The following is a 17,404-nucleotide window of genomic DNA, read 5'->3' as shown; positions in this document are numbered from 1 at the left end:
TGGGGGCACGGAGTCCGCTCCGCTCCCGTCCCCTCGCCTGGAGGCCCCGCGATGCCCTCGACCGCCCCCACCGCCTCCGCCGTCCTGGACGGCGGCCCGGCGATCAGTCCGGCACCCGGCGTGCTCGACCGGATCGCCGCCCAGGACGCCGAGCGGACCGCGCTGGTGCACGGCGAGCGCCGGATGACTTACGGGCAGCTGGCCCTGGCGGTGGCCGTGCGCGCCGACGAGCTGACGGCCGGCGGCGCCGGTCCGGGGCGGCTGGTCGCCGTGCACCGGCCGCGGGGCGTCGACGCGGTCGTGGGGCTGCTGGCCGCGCTGCGGACCGGCGCCGCCTACCTTCCCCTCGACCCCGGGGCGCCGGCCGCCCGGAACGCGGCGATCCTCGCCGACTGCGCCGGCCGTGAAGTCCCCCTGGCGGACGGGGAGTTCCTCGTCCCCGGTGCGGCCGCCCCCGAGGGCACCGGCTACGTGATCTACACCTCCGGTTCGACGGGCACCCCGAACGGCGTGGTCGTCGGGCACGGGGCCCTGGCCCACTTCGTGGCGGGGGCGGCGGTCCGGTACGGGATCACCCCCGGGGACCGGGTGCTCCAGTTCGCCCCGCTGCACTTCGACGCGAGCGTCGAGGAGGTCTTCCTGGCGCTCGGCTCCGGCGCGACCCTCGTACTGCGCGACGAGGACATGCTCGACGTCCCCGGACTCCTGGCCGGCTGCGCCGCGCACGGGGTGACGGTCCTCGACCTGCCGACCGCGTACTGGCACGAGCTGGCGCACGCCCTCGCCTCCGGGACCGCCGAACTGCCCGCCGGCATCCGTACGGTGGTCATCGGCGGTGAGGCCGCGCTGCCCGAGCGGGTCGCGCAGTGGTGCGCGGTGGTGGACCCCGGGCGGGTGCGGCTGCTGAACACCTACGGGCCGACCGAGGCCACCGTCGTGGCGACCGTCGCCGACCTGTCCCGGTACGCGGGCGGCCCGGTGCCGATCGGCGTACCGCTGCCCGGGGTGCGGGCGGCCGTGGTGGACGGGGAGCTGTGGCTGCTGGGCGGCGCCCTCGCCGACGGGTACCTCGGCCGGCCCGAGCTGACCTCCGCCCGGTTCACGGCGCTGGGCACGGAGCGCGCGTACCGCACCGGTGACCTGGTCCACGTACGGCCGGACGGACAGCTCGGGTTCCGGGGGCGGGCCGACGACGAGGTGAAGATCAACGGGCACCGGGTGGACCCGGCGTCCGTGGAGTCGGTGCTGACCGCGCACCCCGGGGTGCGCGAGGCGGCCGTGGTGGCCCGGGAGACGGCGGACGGGGTGCGGCTGCTGGCCGCGTACGTGGTCGCCGACGCCGGGGTGGAGGCGCCGGAGCTCCGCGCCCGGGTGCGGGAGCGGCTCCCGGCGGCGGCCGTACCGGGCTCGGTGACGCTGGTGGAGGCGCTGCCCCGGACCTCCTCCGGGAAGATCGACCGCAGGTCGCTGCGGGCCGCCCCCGACGGCGGACTCCCCTCCGCACCCGTGGTGTTCGACGGGGTGCCGCTGCCCGCCGGGGAGCGCGTGCCGCTGTCGTACGCCCAGCGGCGGCTCTGGTTCCTGGCCTCGCTGGAGGGCCCTTCGGCCACCTACAACCTGCCGGTCGTGCTGCGCCTGGACGCCGTCCCGGACCGGGGCGCACTGGCCGCGGCCCTCGCGGACGTCGTGGAGCGGCACGAGGTGCTGCGCACGGTGTATCCGGCCGTGGACTCCGAGCCCTACCAGCACGTGCTGGCCGCGCCGCCCGTGGAGCCGGCCGTCCGGGAGTGCGCCCCGGAGGCGGTGGCCGCGCTGGTGGCCCGGTTCACGGCGTCGCCCTTCGACCCGGCCAACCAACTCCCGCTGCGAGCAGCGCTGTTCGTGCCGGGTGACGGTTCGGCGACACTGGTGCTGCTGACCCATCACATCGCGACCGACGGCTGGTCGGTGGGGCCGCTGCTGCGCGATCTGGCCCGGGCGTACGCGTCGAGGCTGGCGGGGTCCGCACCCGGCTGGGAGCCGCTGCCGGTGCAGTACGCCGACTACACCCTGTGGCAGCGGGAACTGCTGGAGCGGCCCGACGCGCTGGTGGAGCACTGGCGGACCGCCCTGGCCGGCATGCCGGGCGTACTGGACCTGCCGACGGACCGCCCCCGGCCCGCCGAGCCCAGCGGCGCGGGCGCGACGCTCGTCGCCCGCCTGGACCCGGACGCGCACCGCCGGCTCGCCGCGCTGGCCGAGGAGCGGGGCGCCAGCCTGCTCATGGTGGTCCAGCCCGCCCTGGCGCTCGCCCTGGCGGCGGCCGGCGCCGGGACGGACGTCCCCATCGGCACCCCGGTGGCCGGCCGGGCCGACGAGGCCCTGAACGACCTGGTCGGGTTCTTCGTCAACACCCTGGTCCTGCGCACCGACGTCTCGGGCGACGCCTCGTACGCGGAGCTCGTGGACCGGGCGCGGGAGACGGACCTGGCGGCGTACGCGCACCAGGAGCTGCCGTTCGACCTGCTGGTGGAGCACCTGCGGCCGGAGCGGGCGCTGGCCGTGAACCCGTTCTTCCAGGTGATGCTGACCGCCGGGGAAGCGGCCGGCTCCCGGCCCCCGGACGGCGGTCCGCTGTCGGGAGAGTTCGCCGAACCGGGCCTGGAGGTGGCCAAGTTCGACCTCAGCGCCTCCTGCGTGGAGCTCGCGGACGGCGGGCTGGAGGTGTGGTGGCAGTACGCGGTGGACCTGTTCGAGCCGGAGACCGCGCAGCTGCTGCTCGACCTGTTCGTACGGGCCCTCGCGCGGGCGGCCGCCGACCCCGGGGCCCGGCCGGGCGCCCGCCCGCTGCTCACCGCCGACGAGGCCCGGCGCCTCGCCGGGCTCCGCGAGCGGCCGGACCCGGAGGCGGGCGGGGTCACGGCCTCGGACTCCCCCGCCGAGCAGCTGCTGTGCGCCCTGTTCGGGGAGGTGATCGGTCTCGACGGGCCGGTGGCTCCGGACGCCAACTTCTTCTCGGAGGGCGGCCATTCGATGATGGGCATCCGCCTGGTGAACCGGATCCGGGCCACCCTCGGGGTCGAGGCGCGGATCCGGGACCTGTTCCTGGACCCGACGCCCGCCGGTCTCGCGCTCCGGCTCTTCGGCGAGGCGCCGGCCGGGCCCGACGCGGAGGGCGTGGAAGCCGCGCAGGCCGGGCAGGGCGGGCAGGCCGCGCGAGCCGGGCGGGGCGCGCGGACCGGCCCAGACGCGGAGACCGGCCACGTCCCGCCGCCGCTCCCCGGGCGGCCCGCGCTGGCCGCCGTACCGCCCGGACTGCGCCCGGAGCGGATCCCGCTGTCGTACGCGCAGCGCCGGCTGTGGTTCGTGGACCAGCTGGAGGGGCCCGGCCCCTCCTACAACATTCCGTTCGTGCTGCGCCCGGACCGGCCCCTGGACCCGGGGGCGCTGGGTGCGGCGCTGGCCGACGTCGCGGAGCGGCACGAGGTGCTGCGCACCGTGTACCCGGCGGTGGAGGGGCAGCCGTACCAGCGGGTGCTGGAGGAGGTACGGCCGGTCCTGGAGCGGGTGACCGCGCCGGAGGGCGCACTGGCGGCAGCGGTCGGCGAGGCCGCCGGGCACGTCTTCGACCTCGCCGCCGAACTGCCCTTCCGGGCCGCGCTGATCACCTGCGGGGCGGAGCGGGCGCTCGTCGTGCTGGTCCACCACATCGCCGCGGACGGCTGGTCCGCCGGCCCCCTGCTCGCGGACCTGGCCGCCGCCTACGAGGCCCGGCTGGCCGGAACCGCGCCCGACTGGGAGCCGCTGCCCGTCCAGTACGCCGACTACACCCTGTGGGAGCGGGCCGTACTGGACGGCGGGGCCGCCGCCGGGCACGTCGCGTTCTGGAAGGAGGCCCTTGCCGACGCCCCGCCCGTCCTGGAACTCACCGGCGCCCGGACCCGGCCCGCCGAGGCCTCCCACCGGGGCGCCGCGACCCCCCTGGCCGTGGACGCCGCCACGCACGCCCGGCTGGAGCGCCTGGCCCTGGAGCACGGGACCACCCTGTTCACGGTGGTGCAGGCGGCCTTCGCGGCCACCCTCACCCGGCACGGCGCCGGCACCGACCTGCCGCTGGGCACCGTCGTCGCGGGCCGTGACGACGAGGCCCTGAACGACCTGGTCGGCTTCTTCGTCAACACCCTCGCGCTGCGCTGCGACACCTCCGGCGATCCGACGTTCACCGAGCTGCTCGGCCGGGTCCGGGACACCGCCCACGCCGCCTACGCCCACCAGGAGCTGCCGTTCGACCTGGTCGTGGAGCAGCTGAACCCGGTGCGGTCCACCGCCCACCACCCCCTGGTCCAGGCGGTCGTGCAGGTCCATCCCGCCGAGACCGCGGCGCCGCGCCCGTCGGCGCTGGCCGGGTCGGCGGTGGGCACGGACTCCGGGTTCACCAAGTTCGACCTCACGCTCTCCCTGCACGAGCTGCGCGATCCCGACGGGACGCCGGGCGGCGCTCCGGGCGGGCTGGAGGGCGTACTGGAGTACGCGACGGACCTGTACGACGGGGCCACGGCGGCCGTGCTGGCCGCGCACGTGGCGCGGACGCTGCGGGCCGTGGCGGACGATCCCGGGCAGCGGATCGGGGACGTGCGGCTCCTGTCGGACGAGGAGGAGCACCGGCTGGTCGTCCGGTACAACGACACGGCCGCGCCTCGGGCCGTCCGTGGGCTGGCGCACGAGAGGTTCGCGGTCCAGGCCGGCCGTACGCCGCGGCGGACCGCCGTCTCCTACGGCGAGGAGACCCTGTCCTACGCCGAGCTGGACGCGCGGGCCAACGCGCTGGCGCACCGGCTGATCGAGGCGGGTGTGGGCCGGGAGGCGGCGGTGGGGCTGCTGCTGGAGCGCACCCCGTACCTGCTGGTGGCGGCGCTGGCGGTGCTCAAGTGCGGGGCGGCGTACGTGCCGCTGGATCCGCGGCTGCCGGAGGCCCGCGTCGGCATGATCATGGAGGACGTGGGTGCGCGGGTGCTGCTCGTGGGCGAGGCCCAGGCGGAGCTGCCCGCGGTCCGCGCACAACTCGACGCCGGTGTGCGGGTGTTGTCGGTGGACACTCCGGTGCCGGGCTATCCGGTGACCGATCCGGGCGTCGTCGTCGGCGAGGACTCCCTGATGTACGTGATGTTCACCTCCGGCTCCACGGGCCGCCCCAAGGGCGTCGGCGTCACGCACCGCAACGTGGTGGACCTGGTCACCGACCGCTGCTGGGACCTGGCCAACCACCGTCGGATGCTGGTCCATTCGGCGATCGGCTTCGACGCCTCCACCTACGAACTGTGGGTGCCGCTGCTGAACGGCGGCCAGCTGGTGATCGCTCCCGGGGACGGCACCGACGTCGCGGAGCTGGACCACGCGATCCGCACCCACGAGGTCAGCGCCGCGTACTTCACCATGGGCCTGTTCCACATCATGGCCGACGAGGGCCTGGACACCCTCAAGCTCCTCGACGAGGTGTGGACCGGCGGGGACGTGGCCTCCCCCAGCGCGCTCCAGCGGGTGCTGGACCACTGCCCCGACACGGTGCTCGTCCACTCGTACGGGCCGACGGAGACCACCTTCGCCTCGCACCAGCAGCGCTTCCCGCTCACCGAACGGGAGGTCCGCGGCGTGTACCTGGGCGCGGCCCTCGACAACACCCGCGCCCACGTCCTGGACCGGCGGCTGCGCCCGGTGCCCGTCGGGGTGCCCGGCGAGCTGTACCTGTCCGGCACCCAGGTGGCGCGCGGCTACCTCGGCCGGCCGGGCCTGACGGCCGAACGGTTCCTGCCGGACCCGTTCGCGGCGGACGGCAGCCGCATGTACCGCACGGGCGACCTCGCGCACTGGACGCCCGACGGTGAACTCCGGTTCATCGGGCGGGCCGACGGCCAGGTGAAACTGCGCGGCTTCCGGATCGAGCCCGGCGAGATCGAGGAGACCCTCGCCCGGCACGCGGGCGTCGGGCAGGTCGCCGTCACCGTCCGCGAGGACGGCCCCGGCGGCAAACGGCTCGTCGCGTACGCCGTGCCGCGCGCCGGGCACACCCTGACCGGGTCCGGGCTGCTGCGCTGGGCGGCGGACGAACTCCCCGAGCACATGGTGCCCTCCGCGGCGGTACTGCTCGACGCGATCCCGCTCACCGTCAACGGCAAGCCCGACCGGGCGGCCCTGCCGGCGCCCGCGCCCGCCGCACGGGGCGGCGGGCGGGCGGCCCGCACCCCGCGCGAGGAGGTGCTGTGCTCGCTGTTCGCCGAGGTGCTGGGCCTGGAGCGGGTCGGCATCGACGACAACTTCTTCGCCCTGGGCGGTCATTCGCTGCTGGGGGTGCGCCTGGTCAGCCGGATGCGGACCGTGCTCGGCCTGGAGGCCGGGGTGCGCGACCTGTTCCGGACCCCGACGGTGGCCGGCCTGCTGGGCGACGAACCCACCGGCTTCGACCCGATGGGGGTGCTGCTGCCGCTCGGCACCCGGGGTGCGCAGCGGCCGTTGTTCTGCCTGCATCCGGGGACGGGCGTCGGCTGGCCGTACGCCGGGCTGGCCCGCCACCTCGGGCCGGACCAGCCGCTGTACGCGATCCAGGCGCGGGCACTGAGCGAGCTCGGGCACTCCCCGGAGACGGTGGAGGAGATGGTCGAGGACTACCTCCCGCTGATCCGCGGGGTCCAGCCGCACGGCCCGTACCGCTTCCTCGGCTGGTCCTTCGGCGGCACCGTGGCCCACGCGCTGGCGGTCCGGCTCGCCGAGCTCGGCGAACGCACCGAACTGCTGGCCATGATGGACGTGCACCTGCTGCCGACGGAGCCCGAGCGGCGCCGGATGACGCCCGCCCAGAAACGGGACATGCTCGTCGGCGACGCCCTGGACGGCCCCGAGGACGCCCCGTTCGACGTGGACGCGCTGATCGGGCTGGTCCGGCTGAAGGACCCGGTGCTCGGCGCGTTCTCCGACGCCGAGATCCGGTCGGTGATCGGCGCCTCGATCGACCACGCCGAAATCATGAACCTGTACGCCCCGCGCCCGGTCGCCACGGATCTGCTGTTCCTGGCGGCGCTGGAGGACGGGGAAACGGAGAACACCCTGGCCCGACACTGGATTCCGTACGTGGAAGGCCGGGTGGAAAACCACCTCATCGGTGTTCCGCACACCAGAATGGGCGAGCCGGAACCGCTCGCGATGATCGGCCGTATCCTTTCCGAGAAATTGAGGAGTCTGTCATGACCAATCCTTTCGACGACACCGAGGGCACCTTCCGCGTCGTGGTCAACGCCGAGGGGCAGCACGCCCTGTGGCCGGTGTTCGCGAAGGTCCCGGGCGGCTGGGACGTGGTGTGGGGCGAGGGGACGCGGGCGGACGCGCTCGCGTACGTGGAGGCGCACTGGACCGACATCCGGCCCCGGAGCCTGGTCGCCCAGTACTCCTGACCGGAATTCCGGAAAGCCGCCGGCGCCTCTGGAGAAGGCCGTGCCCCGCACCGCGGGGCACGGCCTTCTCGTTTCCGTGTTTCCCTGTTTTTCACATTCCGGGACAGCCCTAATTCCCTGATACTGCCGCCGCAACTTCCCCTCGGGCGGTCCGCCGCTTTCTATATTTCTCGGCATGCGACGACGGAATATGGACATCCTGCTGAGCGGCACGGCATCGGATTCCCACACCTGGAACCTCGTCTACCTCCAGCTCTTCCTGGAGGAGCTCGGGCACCGGGTCCACAACCTGGGGCCGTGCGTACCGGACGACCTGCTCACCGGGGCCTGCGCGGCCGAGGGCCCGGCCCGGCCGGACCTCGTGGTCATCAGCAGCGTCAACGGCCACGGCTACCGTGACGGGCTCGGCGCCGTCCGGTCCGTGCGCCGGGCCGGCCTGACCCTGCCCGTCGTCATCGGCGGCAAGCTGGGCGTCGCCGGGGTGGCCGACCCCGAGCAGCGCGCCCGGCTCCTCGACGCCGGATGCGACGCCGTCTTCGACGACGGGAACGTGGCCGCCCTGCGGGACTACCTCACGGCGCTCGCCGCCGGCCGGTCCGCCTCGCGGGCCGTGGCATGACCGGCGGCGCCGCCCTGCTGGTCCCCGGGGTGCAGCGGGAGCCGGGCGGCCCGGAACCCGACACCTCCTTCGGGGGCTTCGTGGCCCGCGCCGCCGCCGCCGGACGGCTCGTCGTCCAGCCCCGGATGGGGTTCGGCGACCCGCGCCGGATGCGGGCCGGACTGGAGCGCACCAAGGCCGCCGTCGCCACCACCGTCGGCACCCTCACCATCGACAGCTACACCCGCGTCGGCGACACGGCCGCCGCCCGCGCCGCGGTGGCCGAGGGCACCGCCCTCAACGGCTACCCGATCGCCACCCATCCCGCCGCGCTCACCCGCTCCCTGCTGGACGGGGTCGCCGGCCCGGGCTTCCCCGTACAGGTCCGGCACGGCTCCTCCCGGCCCGAGGCGATCCTGCGGGCCCTGGCCGCCGCCGGGCTCGACGCCACCGAGGGCGGACCGGTCTCGTACTGCCTGCCCTACGGACGCACCCCGCTCGCCGAGTCCGTGGAGAACTGGGCCCGCTGCTGCGAACTGCTGGCCTCGCTCGTACCCGCGCCCCGGACACCGCACCTGGAGAGCTTCGGCGGCTGCATGCTCGGCCAGCTCTGCCCGCCCGGGCTGCTGGTGGCGCTGAGCCTGCTGGAGGGCATGTTCTTCGTCCGCCACGGCATCCGCAGCGTCTCCCTCAGCTACGCCCAGCAGACCGACCCCGCTCAGGACGCGGAGGCCGTACGGGCGCTGCGCCGGCTGGCCGGGGAGTTCCTGCCCGCCGCGGTGGACCGGCACGTGGTGCTCTACACGTACATGGGGGTGTTCCCGCACACCGCGCGGGGCGCCACCCGGCTGCTGGAGGCCTCGGCGCGCCTGGCCGTACGGTCCGGGGCGCAGCGGCTGATCGTGAAGACGGCCGCCGAGGCGCACCGGATCCCGACGGTGCTGGAGAACGTACGGGCGCTGGAGACGGCCGCGGCGGCGGCCGCCCTGTGCGAACGCCCGGACGCCCCCTCTCCCGCCGGTCCGGGCGGGGCGGAGCGGGACGGGGCCGACAGCGAGGTGTACCGGGAGGCCCGGGCGTTCGTGGAGGCGGTACTGGAGCTCGACGAGGACCTCGGACGGGCGCTGCGGGCCGCGTTCGCGCGGGGCGTCCTGGACGTTCCGTACTGCCTGCACCCCGACAACGCGGGCCGCTCGCGGAGCTTCGTCGACGCGGACGGCCGGCTGCGCTGGTCCGAGACCGGCGCCATGCCGGCCGTGTCCTTCCCGGCGGCGGGCGCGCGGGCGTCCGGTGCCGGCCGGGCGGCGGCCCTGACCTCGGACGGGCTGCTCGCCGCCCTGCACGGGGTGTCCCGGCGCTACGACGCGTACGGCGCGCCGGGCGGAGGCGACGGCGCGCGGTGAACGGTCCCCACCGGGCCGCGCCTCGGGCCCGCGGCCCGCACGGCACACGACCGAACGACCGGCTGACCGGCCGGCCGACCACCCACAGACCGACAGGAGTCGACATGGAGCTTCGGACCCCTCCCCCGCTCGGTGAGCACCTGCGTTCCCCGCAGCTGCGTTCCGCGATGCTGGTGCAGCAGGAAGTGCTGTACGCGGCGCGGGAGTTCCTGCGCGGCGAGGACTTCGTGGAGTTGCTGCCGCCGCTGATCGGCCCCGTCACCGATCCGGGCGGGCGCGGCGCGAAGGCGCTCGACGTGGACTACTACGGGCAGCCGTACAAGCTGATGACCAGCGCGATCCTCTACAAGCAGGCCTCGCTGAAGGGCTTCCCCCGGCTGTTCTACATCGCTCCGAACGTCCGGGTGGAGCCGCCGGAGACGGCGGCCACGGGCCGGCACCTGGTGGAGTTCCACCAGATCGACGTGGAGCTGGCGGGCGGGACCCGCCGTGACGCGCAGGAGGTCGCGGCCGGGCTGCTGACGCACGTGGTGGAACACGTCTGGTCGGCGGTTCCCCAGGTGCTGCGCGAACTCGGGCGCGACGAGCTGGAGTTCGCCGAGCTCCGACAGGGCAAGTTCGACTCCCTGACCCACGCGGAGGCGGTGGCGCGGCTGCTGGGCCGGGGCCACGGCCAGAGCCCGGACGCGGAGATCGACTGGGCGGGCGAACGGGTGCTGTCCCTGGAGGCCGACCGGCCGTTCTTCGTCAACGACTACCCGAAGGGATCGCGCGGGTTCTACGACCGGGAGGACCCCGAACGGCCCGGGGTCCTGCGGAACTTCGACCTGATCGCGCACGGCGGGTACGGCGAACTGGTCAGCGGCAGCGAGCGGGAGAGCGACTACGCGGCGATCGTGACCCGGATGCGGGAGAGCGGGGAGAACCCGGCCAAGTACGCCTGGTACCTGGAGCTGGCCCGCGAGGGCATCGAGGCCAGCGCCGGCTTCGGGATGGGCCTCCAGCGCCTCGTTCGCTTCCTGACCGGGCTGGACGCCCTGTGGCAGGTCAGCGCCTACCCGAAGCTGCCGGGGGTGATCGCCCCGTGAGCGGCGCACTGGATGCGGCCGGGTTCCCGGAGGAGGCCGTACGGGCCCGGGCGCGCTCGGGGACGGCCGAGGTGTTCCCCGCCGCCGACGGGTACGGGACGCGGCTGTTCGGCGCCGCCCCCGAACCGGGCGGACCCGGCGGACCGGGCGGACCGGGCGCCGGGGACTGGCTGGACGCGCTGCGCCTGGCCCCGCCGGTGTTCATGCCGAGGCGGCTGGAGAAGCTGATCGACCTGGGCCGGGAGCCCTCGTACGAGGACGTGGACCTGCGCACCCCGGTCGGCGGCTTCGCCTCCGAACTCCCCCTCTACCTCTCGGCGTTCGGCTCCACCCGGGCCGGCAGCGGGGACCTCGGCACGGCAGCCGCCCGGCAGGCCGCGCGGCTCGGCATTCCGCTGGTGATCGGCGAGAACATGGTGCCGGTGCACGGCTACGGCAGCCGGTCGGCGCTGCTGGAGCGGGTGGCGGCGTACGCGGAGGACCTCGCGGACGGGGTCGGCGGGGTGGTGGTGCAGCAGTCCACCGAGGACGCCGACTCCGAGGTGTGGAACCTGCTCTACAGCGACCCGGGCTCCCGCGCCCTGCGGGACTCCGGGCGGCTCGGCTTCGAGCTGAAGACCGGCCAGGGCGCGAAGCCCGGGCTCGGCGGCATGACGGTGGTCGGCGCGGCCGAAGCCGAGCGGCTGGCCGGCCGGTTCGCCGTACGGGACCTGCTGGGCGAGCCCGCCGGGCGGCAGCTGCGGTGCGCGACCCCGGGGACCTTCACCGAGGAGATCCTGCGCCAGCAGCTGCGGTTCATGCGGAACAACTTCCCGCTGGCCCGGACCTGGGTGAAGTTCCACCCGGGGCGGGACGTCGCCCGCGCCGCCGCGACGGCCTGGGCGGCGGGCGCCGACGCGGTCACCGTCGACGGCGCCGAGGGCGGCACCGGCTGGGCGCCGCGGGTGTTCCTGGACGGGGCCGGTCTGCCGCTCGGGGAGTGCCTGCGGCGCATCGAACGCCCGCCGGGCGCGGCCCTGCTGGCCTCGGGCCGCATGTGGGAGGGCGGCCGCGCGGTGCGGGCCCTGGCCCTGGGGGCGACCGCGGTGGGTCTGGGCCGGGCCGCCCTGCTCGCCGTGGACGAGGATCCGCGGGCGGGGCTGGTCCGGCTGGTCGAGGCCCTCGCGCTGGAGGCCCGGCTGCTGATCAGCGCCGTCGGCCAGTACCGGCCCGCCGACCTGACCCCGCAGGACCTGTGGTCGCCCGGCGAACCCGCCCCGGCGGCCCCGCTCCCGGTCGGAGAACCGGCGTGAGCGCGCGGCCGGCCCGCGCCCGGGCCTCCGCCGTCGCACCCGGCCGGCGCGGCGGCCCCGTACGGGCCCGGTTCCGGTTCGGGGAACTCCCCGGCGTCACCGTGCGGTCCGGGCCGGCCGGGCGGGTGGCGGGCCCCGCCGCCCGCCGGGCCCTCGCCGAAGCCGGGCTCGGCCACCTCGGCGGGCACCTGGAGCTGCGTACGCCCGGCCGGGCGCCCCGGGCCGCCGACCTGACCCGCGCCGCCCGCCGCGCCGTGACCCGCGCCCTGGCGGCCAGGCCCCGGCCCTGACCGCTCCCGCCCCGCCCCACCCCGCCCTGACCCCGCCTCTCAGAAAAGGTGCTCCATGGACACCCCCGTACCGCAGCCCGTCCGGCCCCCCGCCCCCGAGCGGGTCCAGTGGGGCCGGGTCGGCTCCCTCGTCGGCGGCCAGGCCGCCGTCCAGCTCGGCAGCTTCGCCCTGCTGATCGCCATGAACTGGACGGCCGTCGAAATCGGCGGGACCCGCGCCGTCACCCTGCTGATGCTCGCCGCGACCGTGCCCCGCGCCCTCATGCTGATCTTCGGCGGGGCCGTCGCCGACACCCTCGGCCCGCGCTTCGTCCTGTTGCGCACCACCGCGGCCCGGGTGGTGCTGCTGGCCGTCGGGGCCGTGGTCACGGCCGGCACCCAGCAGCTGTGGCCCCTGGTGGTGATCGCCCTGGTCGAGGGGGTCCTGCTGGGGCTGGCCGGACCGGCGTCGGGCGTCCTGCTGCCCATGTTCGCCCGGGGCGACCAGTTGGCCCGCGCCAACTCCCTGTACGCCATGGTGCTCCGCGTGGCCCCCATCCTGGGTGCCCCCGCCGGCGCCTTCCTGATCACCGTCGGGGAGCTGTGGGTGGCCCTGCTGGCCGGCGCGGTCACCGGCGCGGTCTGGCTGGGGTGCCTGCTGCACGTCACCCACGGGTTCGTCCGCCCCGAGCCGGAGCCCGGGGTCTCGCTGGTCAAGCGGTCCGGGGACGGGTTCCGGTTGCTGGCCCGGCACCCGCGGCTGCGCTGGATGTTCGTCGCCGCCCTCTGCCTCGACCTGGCGTTCAGCTGGCCGGCCGAGGTGGCCCTGCCGCTGCTGGTCTCCGAGCGCGGCTGGGGCGTGGGCGCGGTCGGTGTCGTCCTCGCGGCGTTCAGCGTGGGCGCCCTGGGCTCCAGCGCGCTCGGCGCGGCGCTCGCGCACCGCATCCCGATGTTCGTACGGCTCGTCGTGACCGGGGCCGGGCTCGCCGCCGGGATCGTGGTGATGGCGCTGATGCCGTCGGTGCTGTCGCTCACGGTCGTCGCGGCCGGCGTCGGCCTGCTGTCGGGTCTCAACGGCCCGGCGATCGTGACCCTCTACCAGCAGTCCGCCCCGGAGGACCGGATGGGCGCCGCGATGTCCACCCTCTCGCTCGCCGGGATCGGAACCGCCCCGATCTCCATCGCCGTCTTCAGCTCCCTTTCGCTGGTCCTCGGCATCCAGACGACCTGGCTGGTGTGCGGGGCCATCGCGTTCGTCTCCCCGGTCGCGGCGGTGCTGGCCCTGCGCCACCCCGTGCACGGCGAGGAGCCGGCCGCGGTGGAACCGGCCGTCACGGCCTCGGTGTGAGGGGGACGCCATGGCTGCGACCGCCCTCGGCGGGACGCTCGTTCCGCGGCGGCTGACCGGTCCCGGCCCCGCCCGGGCCGTGGTGGTGCCCGCGAGTCCGCAGCTGTGGCTCGTGGACACCAGCGCCTACCGCGGGCACGCGGCCCGGCACGCTCCCGGGACGCTGGACGCCCAGGAACTCGCGCGGGCCGCCGAGTTCGTGCGGGCCGCCGACCGGGACGGCTACGTCTGCGCGCACGTCGCCCTGCGCCGGCTGCTCGGCGCCTACCTGGGCCTGGGACCGCGCGAGGTGACCATAGAGCGGGCGCCGTGCGCGCACTGCGACGAGCCGCACGGGCGGCCCGTACTGCCGGGCGGCGCACTGCACTTCTCGCTGTCGCACTGCACCGGACTCAGCCTGCTGGCCTTCGCGGACGCCCCCGTCGGGGTGGACGTGGAGGAACTCGTGGCCCCGGGCGTGATCGCGGAGACGGCCGACGTGCTGCACCCGAGGGAGGCGGCGGAGCTCGCCGCGCTCCCGGCCGCGGAGCGGTCCCTGGCCTTCACCCGGGTGTGGACGCGCAAGGAGGCCTACCTCAAGGGGCTGGGGGTGGGCCTGTCGGAGGACCCGGCGGCGGACTACGTGGGTTCGGGTCCGGTCCCGGCCGGGCCGCCCGGCTGGTCCCTGACGGACGTACGGGTACCGGAGGGGCACTACGCGGCGGTGGCCCTGCGCCGCTGATCGCACGCCGCTCGGCTCGGACCGGCCGGCCCCACCCCTATCCGTGACCTGTCACATGTGAAATATTACCTGCGCTCCGGGCTTCGGCCTCGCACTGCCGGACTCCCCGATTTCCCCGAACTCCCCGAAAGGTCAACTCCGTTGCGCAGACTTGTCGCGGCGGGAGCGGCGATATCCCTCGCCGGCCTCGCCCTCCTGTCCACCCCCGCCCTGGCCGCCCCGCCGCCACGCGCCCCGGCCGCGGCCGACGGGCCCCGGGCCGAGCACGCCGCCGCCCCGCCGCCCGCCCCTCTCGAACTGCAACGCCAGGCACTGCGCCGCCAGGCCCTCGAAGGCATCGCGGCCGGCCCCTCCGGCGGCTCCGCCCCGGCCGCCGGACTGCGGGCCGAGGCGGACGGCACCCTCCCCCGTACGGCCAAGGTCGGGAACCGGTACGTCGAACTGGCCCGGGAACGCAAGGACAAGGTCTTCGTCATCCTCGCCGAGTTCGGCGACCAGGTGGACACGACCACCGAGTTCGAGGGCAAGCCGCGCTTCGGCGGCACCCCCGGCCCGCGCCACAACACCATCCCCAAGCCGCCCGCGGACGACAACCACACCCTGTGGCGCAAGAACTTCGACCGGTCCTTCTACCAGCGGCAGTTCTTCTCCACCGATCCGCAGTCGGCCGGCATGCGGGCCTACTACCGGCTCCAGTCCTCCGGCCGCTACGACCTGGACGGCACCGTCTCGGACTGGGTCAAACTGCCCTGGAACGAAGCCCGTTACGGTACGGACAACTGCTCCGAACCCGGCCAGTGCCGCACCAACTGGGACATGATCCGCGACGCCACCGACGCCTGGTACGCCGCCGAGCGCGCGAAGGGCCGTACGCCCGCGCAGATCAAGGCGCAGCTCGCCGAGTACGACGTGTGGGACCGCTACGACGCCGACCACGACGGCGAGTTCGACGAACCCGACGGCTACCTCGACCACCTGGTCGTCGTCCACGCGGGCAAGGACCAGACCTGGGGCGGCGGTGCGCAGGGCAAGGACGCCGTCTGGGCGCACCGCTGGTTCACGTACTGGAACCAGGCGGGCAGCGCCGGCCCGGAGGGCAACAAGGCGGGCGGCACCCCGGTCGGGGACACCGGGATCTGGGCCGGTGACTACCTGACGGGCGGCGAGAACAGCGGGGCCGGACTGTTCGCGCACGAGTTCGGGCACGATCTGGGGCTGCCGGACCTGTACAGCTCGGACGGGGACAACAGCGTCAACTTCTGGTCGCTGATGTCCTCGGCCTCCTACCTCGGCAAGGGCGCTGGCTCCACCGGGGAGTTCCCCGGGGACCTCGACCCGTGGAGCAAGCTCCAGCTGGGCTGGCTGGAGTACACGGAGGCCGACGCGGGCCGCCGGACGCGGGCCGTGCTGGGCGTCTCGGGCTACAACACCACGGATCCGCAGGCGCTGTTGGTGCACCTGCCGCCGTCGGTGACCCGGACCGGGCTGACGGACCCGTACGAGGGTGCGAGCCAGTGGTGGAGCGGTACGGGCGACTTCATGGACAACACCCTGACCCGCACGGTCGAGGTGCCCGCCGGGTCCACCCGGCTGTCCTCGCGGCTCTGGTACGACATCGAGCAGGACTTCGACTTCCTGACGGTGGAGGCCTCCACGGACGGCGGCTCCCACTGGACGGCGTTGGGCGGCACGGTGGACGGCGCGCCCGTCCCGGACAAGGGGATCTCCGGGACCTCGCCCGGGTGGACCGAACTCTCCGTCCCCCTCGACGCCTTCGCGGGCCGCACGGTACAGCTGCGGCTGCGCGTCACCTCGGACTCCAACACGCACGGCCGCGGAGTCACCTTCGACGACATCCGGATCACGGCGGACGGCGGGCGGGAACTCCTGCGCGACGGCGCCGAACAGGGAGCGAACGGCTGGACGGCGCTCAAGTGGTCGCGTACGGAGGGCCGTACGGGCATCGCGGAGCACCCGCGCGCCTACTTCGCCGAGAACCGCCGGTACACGGGCTACGGCAGCCTGCTCGCATCGGGGCCGTACAACTTCGGCCACTCCGGCGACAAGGTGGAGTTCTACCCGTACCAGGAGGGCGTGCTGATCTGGCTGTGGGACACCGCCTACAGCGACAACACCACCAAGGCCCACCCGGGTGGCGGCCTGTTGCTGCCGGTGGACGCGCGGCCGGATCCGCTGCGGTTCAAGGACGGCACCCTGCTGAACGCCCGCGCCCAGACGTTCGACGCGCCGTTCTCGACGCGGGCGAGCGCGCGGATCGTCCTCCACAAGGCGGGGGTTCCGCTGGTGGTGCCCTCCTGTCCGGGCGTGCCGGTCTTCGACGACCGGCACGGAGCGTACTGGAACGCGGACCTGCCCCAGGTCGGGGTGAAGGTCCCGGACACCGGTACGCGGATCGAGGTACTGAAGGAGACCTCGGGAGGGGCGCGGGTCACCTTGCAGGTGAGCCCGTCCCGTTGACCACACGCCGCCCCTATAGTGACCGTGCACAGACAACTGAATGCGTGCGCGTCCAGGGGAAGCCGGTGGGAATCCGGCGCTGACCTGCAACCGTGTGCGGCCCGTCATCCCCTCGCGGGGTGGCGGGCCGCGAGTCGGAGCACCTGCCGCGCGACGCCGCATCCCTTCCCCTGTCATGGACTACAGCGCGAAGAAAGGCACTTCCCCATGCGCAGCAGCATGCTCGTCCGCCGCACCGCCGTCACGGCCGCGGCCCTCGGCCTGGCCCTCGGCGCCGCCTCCCCGGCGGTCGCGCACACCACGGCCCCGCGCACCAACACGCCGGTCCTGGTCCAGCTCACCGTCCAGGGTCCGGAAGGCCGGCTGTTCAAGGGCCTGGTCATCACGAAGGGCCACGAGGTGACCACCGCCACCGGCGGCACCCACAAGTGCGACGGCACCAACGGCGGCCAGCAGGCGACCGCGGTGCCCACCCCGACCGCCGCCCTCGACGACGCGGCGCGCGTGCACGGGTTCACCTGGGACGGCGCCTGGTACCCGTCCTTCGACGACTTTTCCGTGGACACGGTGAAGAACGTCTCCGGCGGCGGCTCCGCCTACTGGAGCATCTCCGTCAACGGCACCCCCACCCCGGTCGGCGGCTGCCAGTTCAAGATCAGAACGGGCGACAAGGTCGCCTTCACCTGGACCTCGTTCTAGACCGTCCCCGCCGGATCCGGCCGGTTGGGCGGGGGCGGCTGTGAGCACGGACACGTTCCGATTCGGGAACCCGTGTCGCCTTTGCGC

At 74.9% G+C, this 17,404-nt stretch carries 11 protein-coding genes and 1 riboswitch; all 11 genes read left to right on the top strand.

Annotated features, from left to right (window positions below):
• The first annotated feature begins 51 nt into the window (after positions 1 to 51).
• On the top strand, positions 52 to 7,218 hold the full coding sequence (locus tag ABZZ17_RS33650) for an amino acid adenylation domain-containing protein (protein WP_356881940.1): 7,167 nt from the start codon (positions 52 to 54) through the stop codon (positions 7,216 to 7,218).
• Positions 7,215 to 7,421, top strand: coding sequence for an MbtH family protein (locus tag ABZZ17_RS33645; protein ID WP_356881938.1), 207 nt, complete (start codon positions 7,215 to 7,217; stop codon positions 7,419 to 7,421). Before ABZZ17_RS33650 ends, ABZZ17_RS33645 begins: the two co-directional genes overlap by 4 nt.
• Positions 7,422 to 7,611: 190 nt before the next feature.
• Complete coding sequence (locus ABZZ17_RS33640; RefSeq protein ID WP_356881952.1) at positions 7,612 to 8,040, top strand: cobalamin-dependent protein; 429 nt, start codon at positions 7,612 to 7,614, stop codon at positions 8,038 to 8,040.
• Positions 8,037 to 9,422, top strand: coding sequence for a methylaspartate mutase (locus ABZZ17_RS33635; RefSeq protein WP_356881937.1), 1,386 nt, complete (start codon positions 8,037 to 8,039; stop codon positions 9,420 to 9,422). Before ABZZ17_RS33640 ends, ABZZ17_RS33635 begins: the two co-directional genes overlap by 4 nt.
• A gap of 104 nt (positions 9,423 to 9,526) precedes the next feature.
• Entirely contained in the window at positions 9,527 to 10,510 is a 984-nt protein-coding gene (locus tag ABZZ17_RS33630; RefSeq protein WP_356881934.1) for an asparagine synthetase A, read from the top strand.
• On the top strand, positions 10,507 to 11,802 hold the full coding sequence (locus ABZZ17_RS33625; RefSeq protein WP_356881932.1) for a glutamate synthase-related protein: 1,296 nt from the start codon (positions 10,507 to 10,509) through the stop codon (positions 11,800 to 11,802). The genes ABZZ17_RS33630 and ABZZ17_RS33625 overlap by 4 nt, the downstream gene beginning before the upstream one ends.
• On the top strand, positions 11,799 to 12,092 hold the full coding sequence (locus ABZZ17_RS33620) for a hypothetical protein (protein WP_356881930.1): 294 nt from the start codon (positions 11,799 to 11,801) through the stop codon (positions 12,090 to 12,092). The genes ABZZ17_RS33625 and ABZZ17_RS33620 overlap by 4 nt, the downstream gene beginning before the upstream one ends.
• 55 nt (positions 12,093 to 12,147) lie before the next feature.
• Positions 12,148 to 13,419, top strand: a complete 1,272-nt coding sequence (locus ABZZ17_RS33615; RefSeq protein ID WP_356881927.1) for an MFS transporter — start codon at positions 12,148 to 12,150, stop codon at positions 13,417 to 13,419.
• 10 nt (positions 13,420 to 13,429) lie between these two features.
• Positions 13,430 to 14,140 (top strand): 4'-phosphopantetheinyl transferase superfamily protein, encoded by a 711-nt coding sequence (locus ABZZ17_RS33610; RefSeq protein WP_356881925.1) that lies wholly within the window; start codon positions 13,430 to 13,432, stop codon positions 14,138 to 14,140.
• Between the two features lie 141 nt (positions 14,141 to 14,281).
• On the top strand, positions 14,282 to 16,618 hold the full coding sequence (locus tag ABZZ17_RS33605) for an immune inhibitor A domain-containing protein (protein ID WP_356881923.1): 2,337 nt from the start codon (positions 14,282 to 14,284) through the stop codon (positions 16,616 to 16,618).
• A 54-nt stretch (positions 16,619 to 16,672) separates the two neighbouring features.
• Positions 16,673 to 16,763: riboswitch (cobalamin riboswitch) on the top strand.
• Positions 16,764 to 16,825: 62 nt separating this feature from the next.
• A complete protein-coding gene (locus ABZZ17_RS33600; RefSeq protein ID WP_356881921.1) occupies positions 16,826 to 17,317 on the top strand; it encodes a DUF4430 domain-containing protein in 492 nt (163 codons plus the stop codon).
• The last annotated feature ends 87 nt before the right edge of the window (positions 17,318 to 17,404 follow it).

This window comes from Streptomyces sp. NPDC006512 (assembly GCF_040611935.1).
GTDB lineage: Bacteria > Actinomycetota > Actinomycetes > Streptomycetales > Streptomycetaceae > Streptomyces.
This window is presented reverse-complemented; position numbering and strand designations above follow the sequence as displayed.

What these genes read in the sequence shown, in the direction of transcription:
- ABZZ17_RS33610 (WP_356881925.1), top strand. Translation starts at nt 13,430, where the DNA reads ATGGCTGCGACCGCCCTCGGCGGGACGCTCGTTCCGCGGCGGCTGACC.
- ABZZ17_RS33645 (WP_356881938.1), top strand. Translation starts at nt 7,215, where the DNA reads ATGACCAATCCTTTCGACGACACCGAGGGCACCTTCCGCGTCGTGGTC.
- ABZZ17_RS33630 (WP_356881934.1), top strand. Translation starts at nt 9,527, where the DNA reads ATGGAGCTTCGGACCCCTCCCCCGCTCGGTGAGCACCTGCGTTCCCCG.
- ABZZ17_RS33650 (WP_356881940.1), top strand. Translation starts at nt 52, where the DNA reads ATGCCCTCGACCGCCCCCACCGCCTCCGCCGTCCTGGACGGCGGCCCG.
- ABZZ17_RS33640 (WP_356881952.1), top strand. Translation starts at nt 7,612, where the DNA reads ATGGACATCCTGCTGAGCGGCACGGCATCGGATTCCCACACCTGGAAC.
- ABZZ17_RS33600 (WP_356881921.1), top strand. Translation starts at nt 16,826, where the DNA reads ATGCGCAGCAGCATGCTCGTCCGCCGCACCGCCGTCACGGCCGCGGCC.
- ABZZ17_RS33615 (WP_356881927.1), top strand. Translation starts at nt 12,148, where the DNA reads ATGGACACCCCCGTACCGCAGCCCGTCCGGCCCCCCGCCCCCGAGCGG.
- ABZZ17_RS33635 (WP_356881937.1), top strand. Translation starts at nt 8,037, where the DNA reads ATGACCGGCGGCGCCGCCCTGCTGGTCCCCGGGGTGCAGCGGGAGCCG.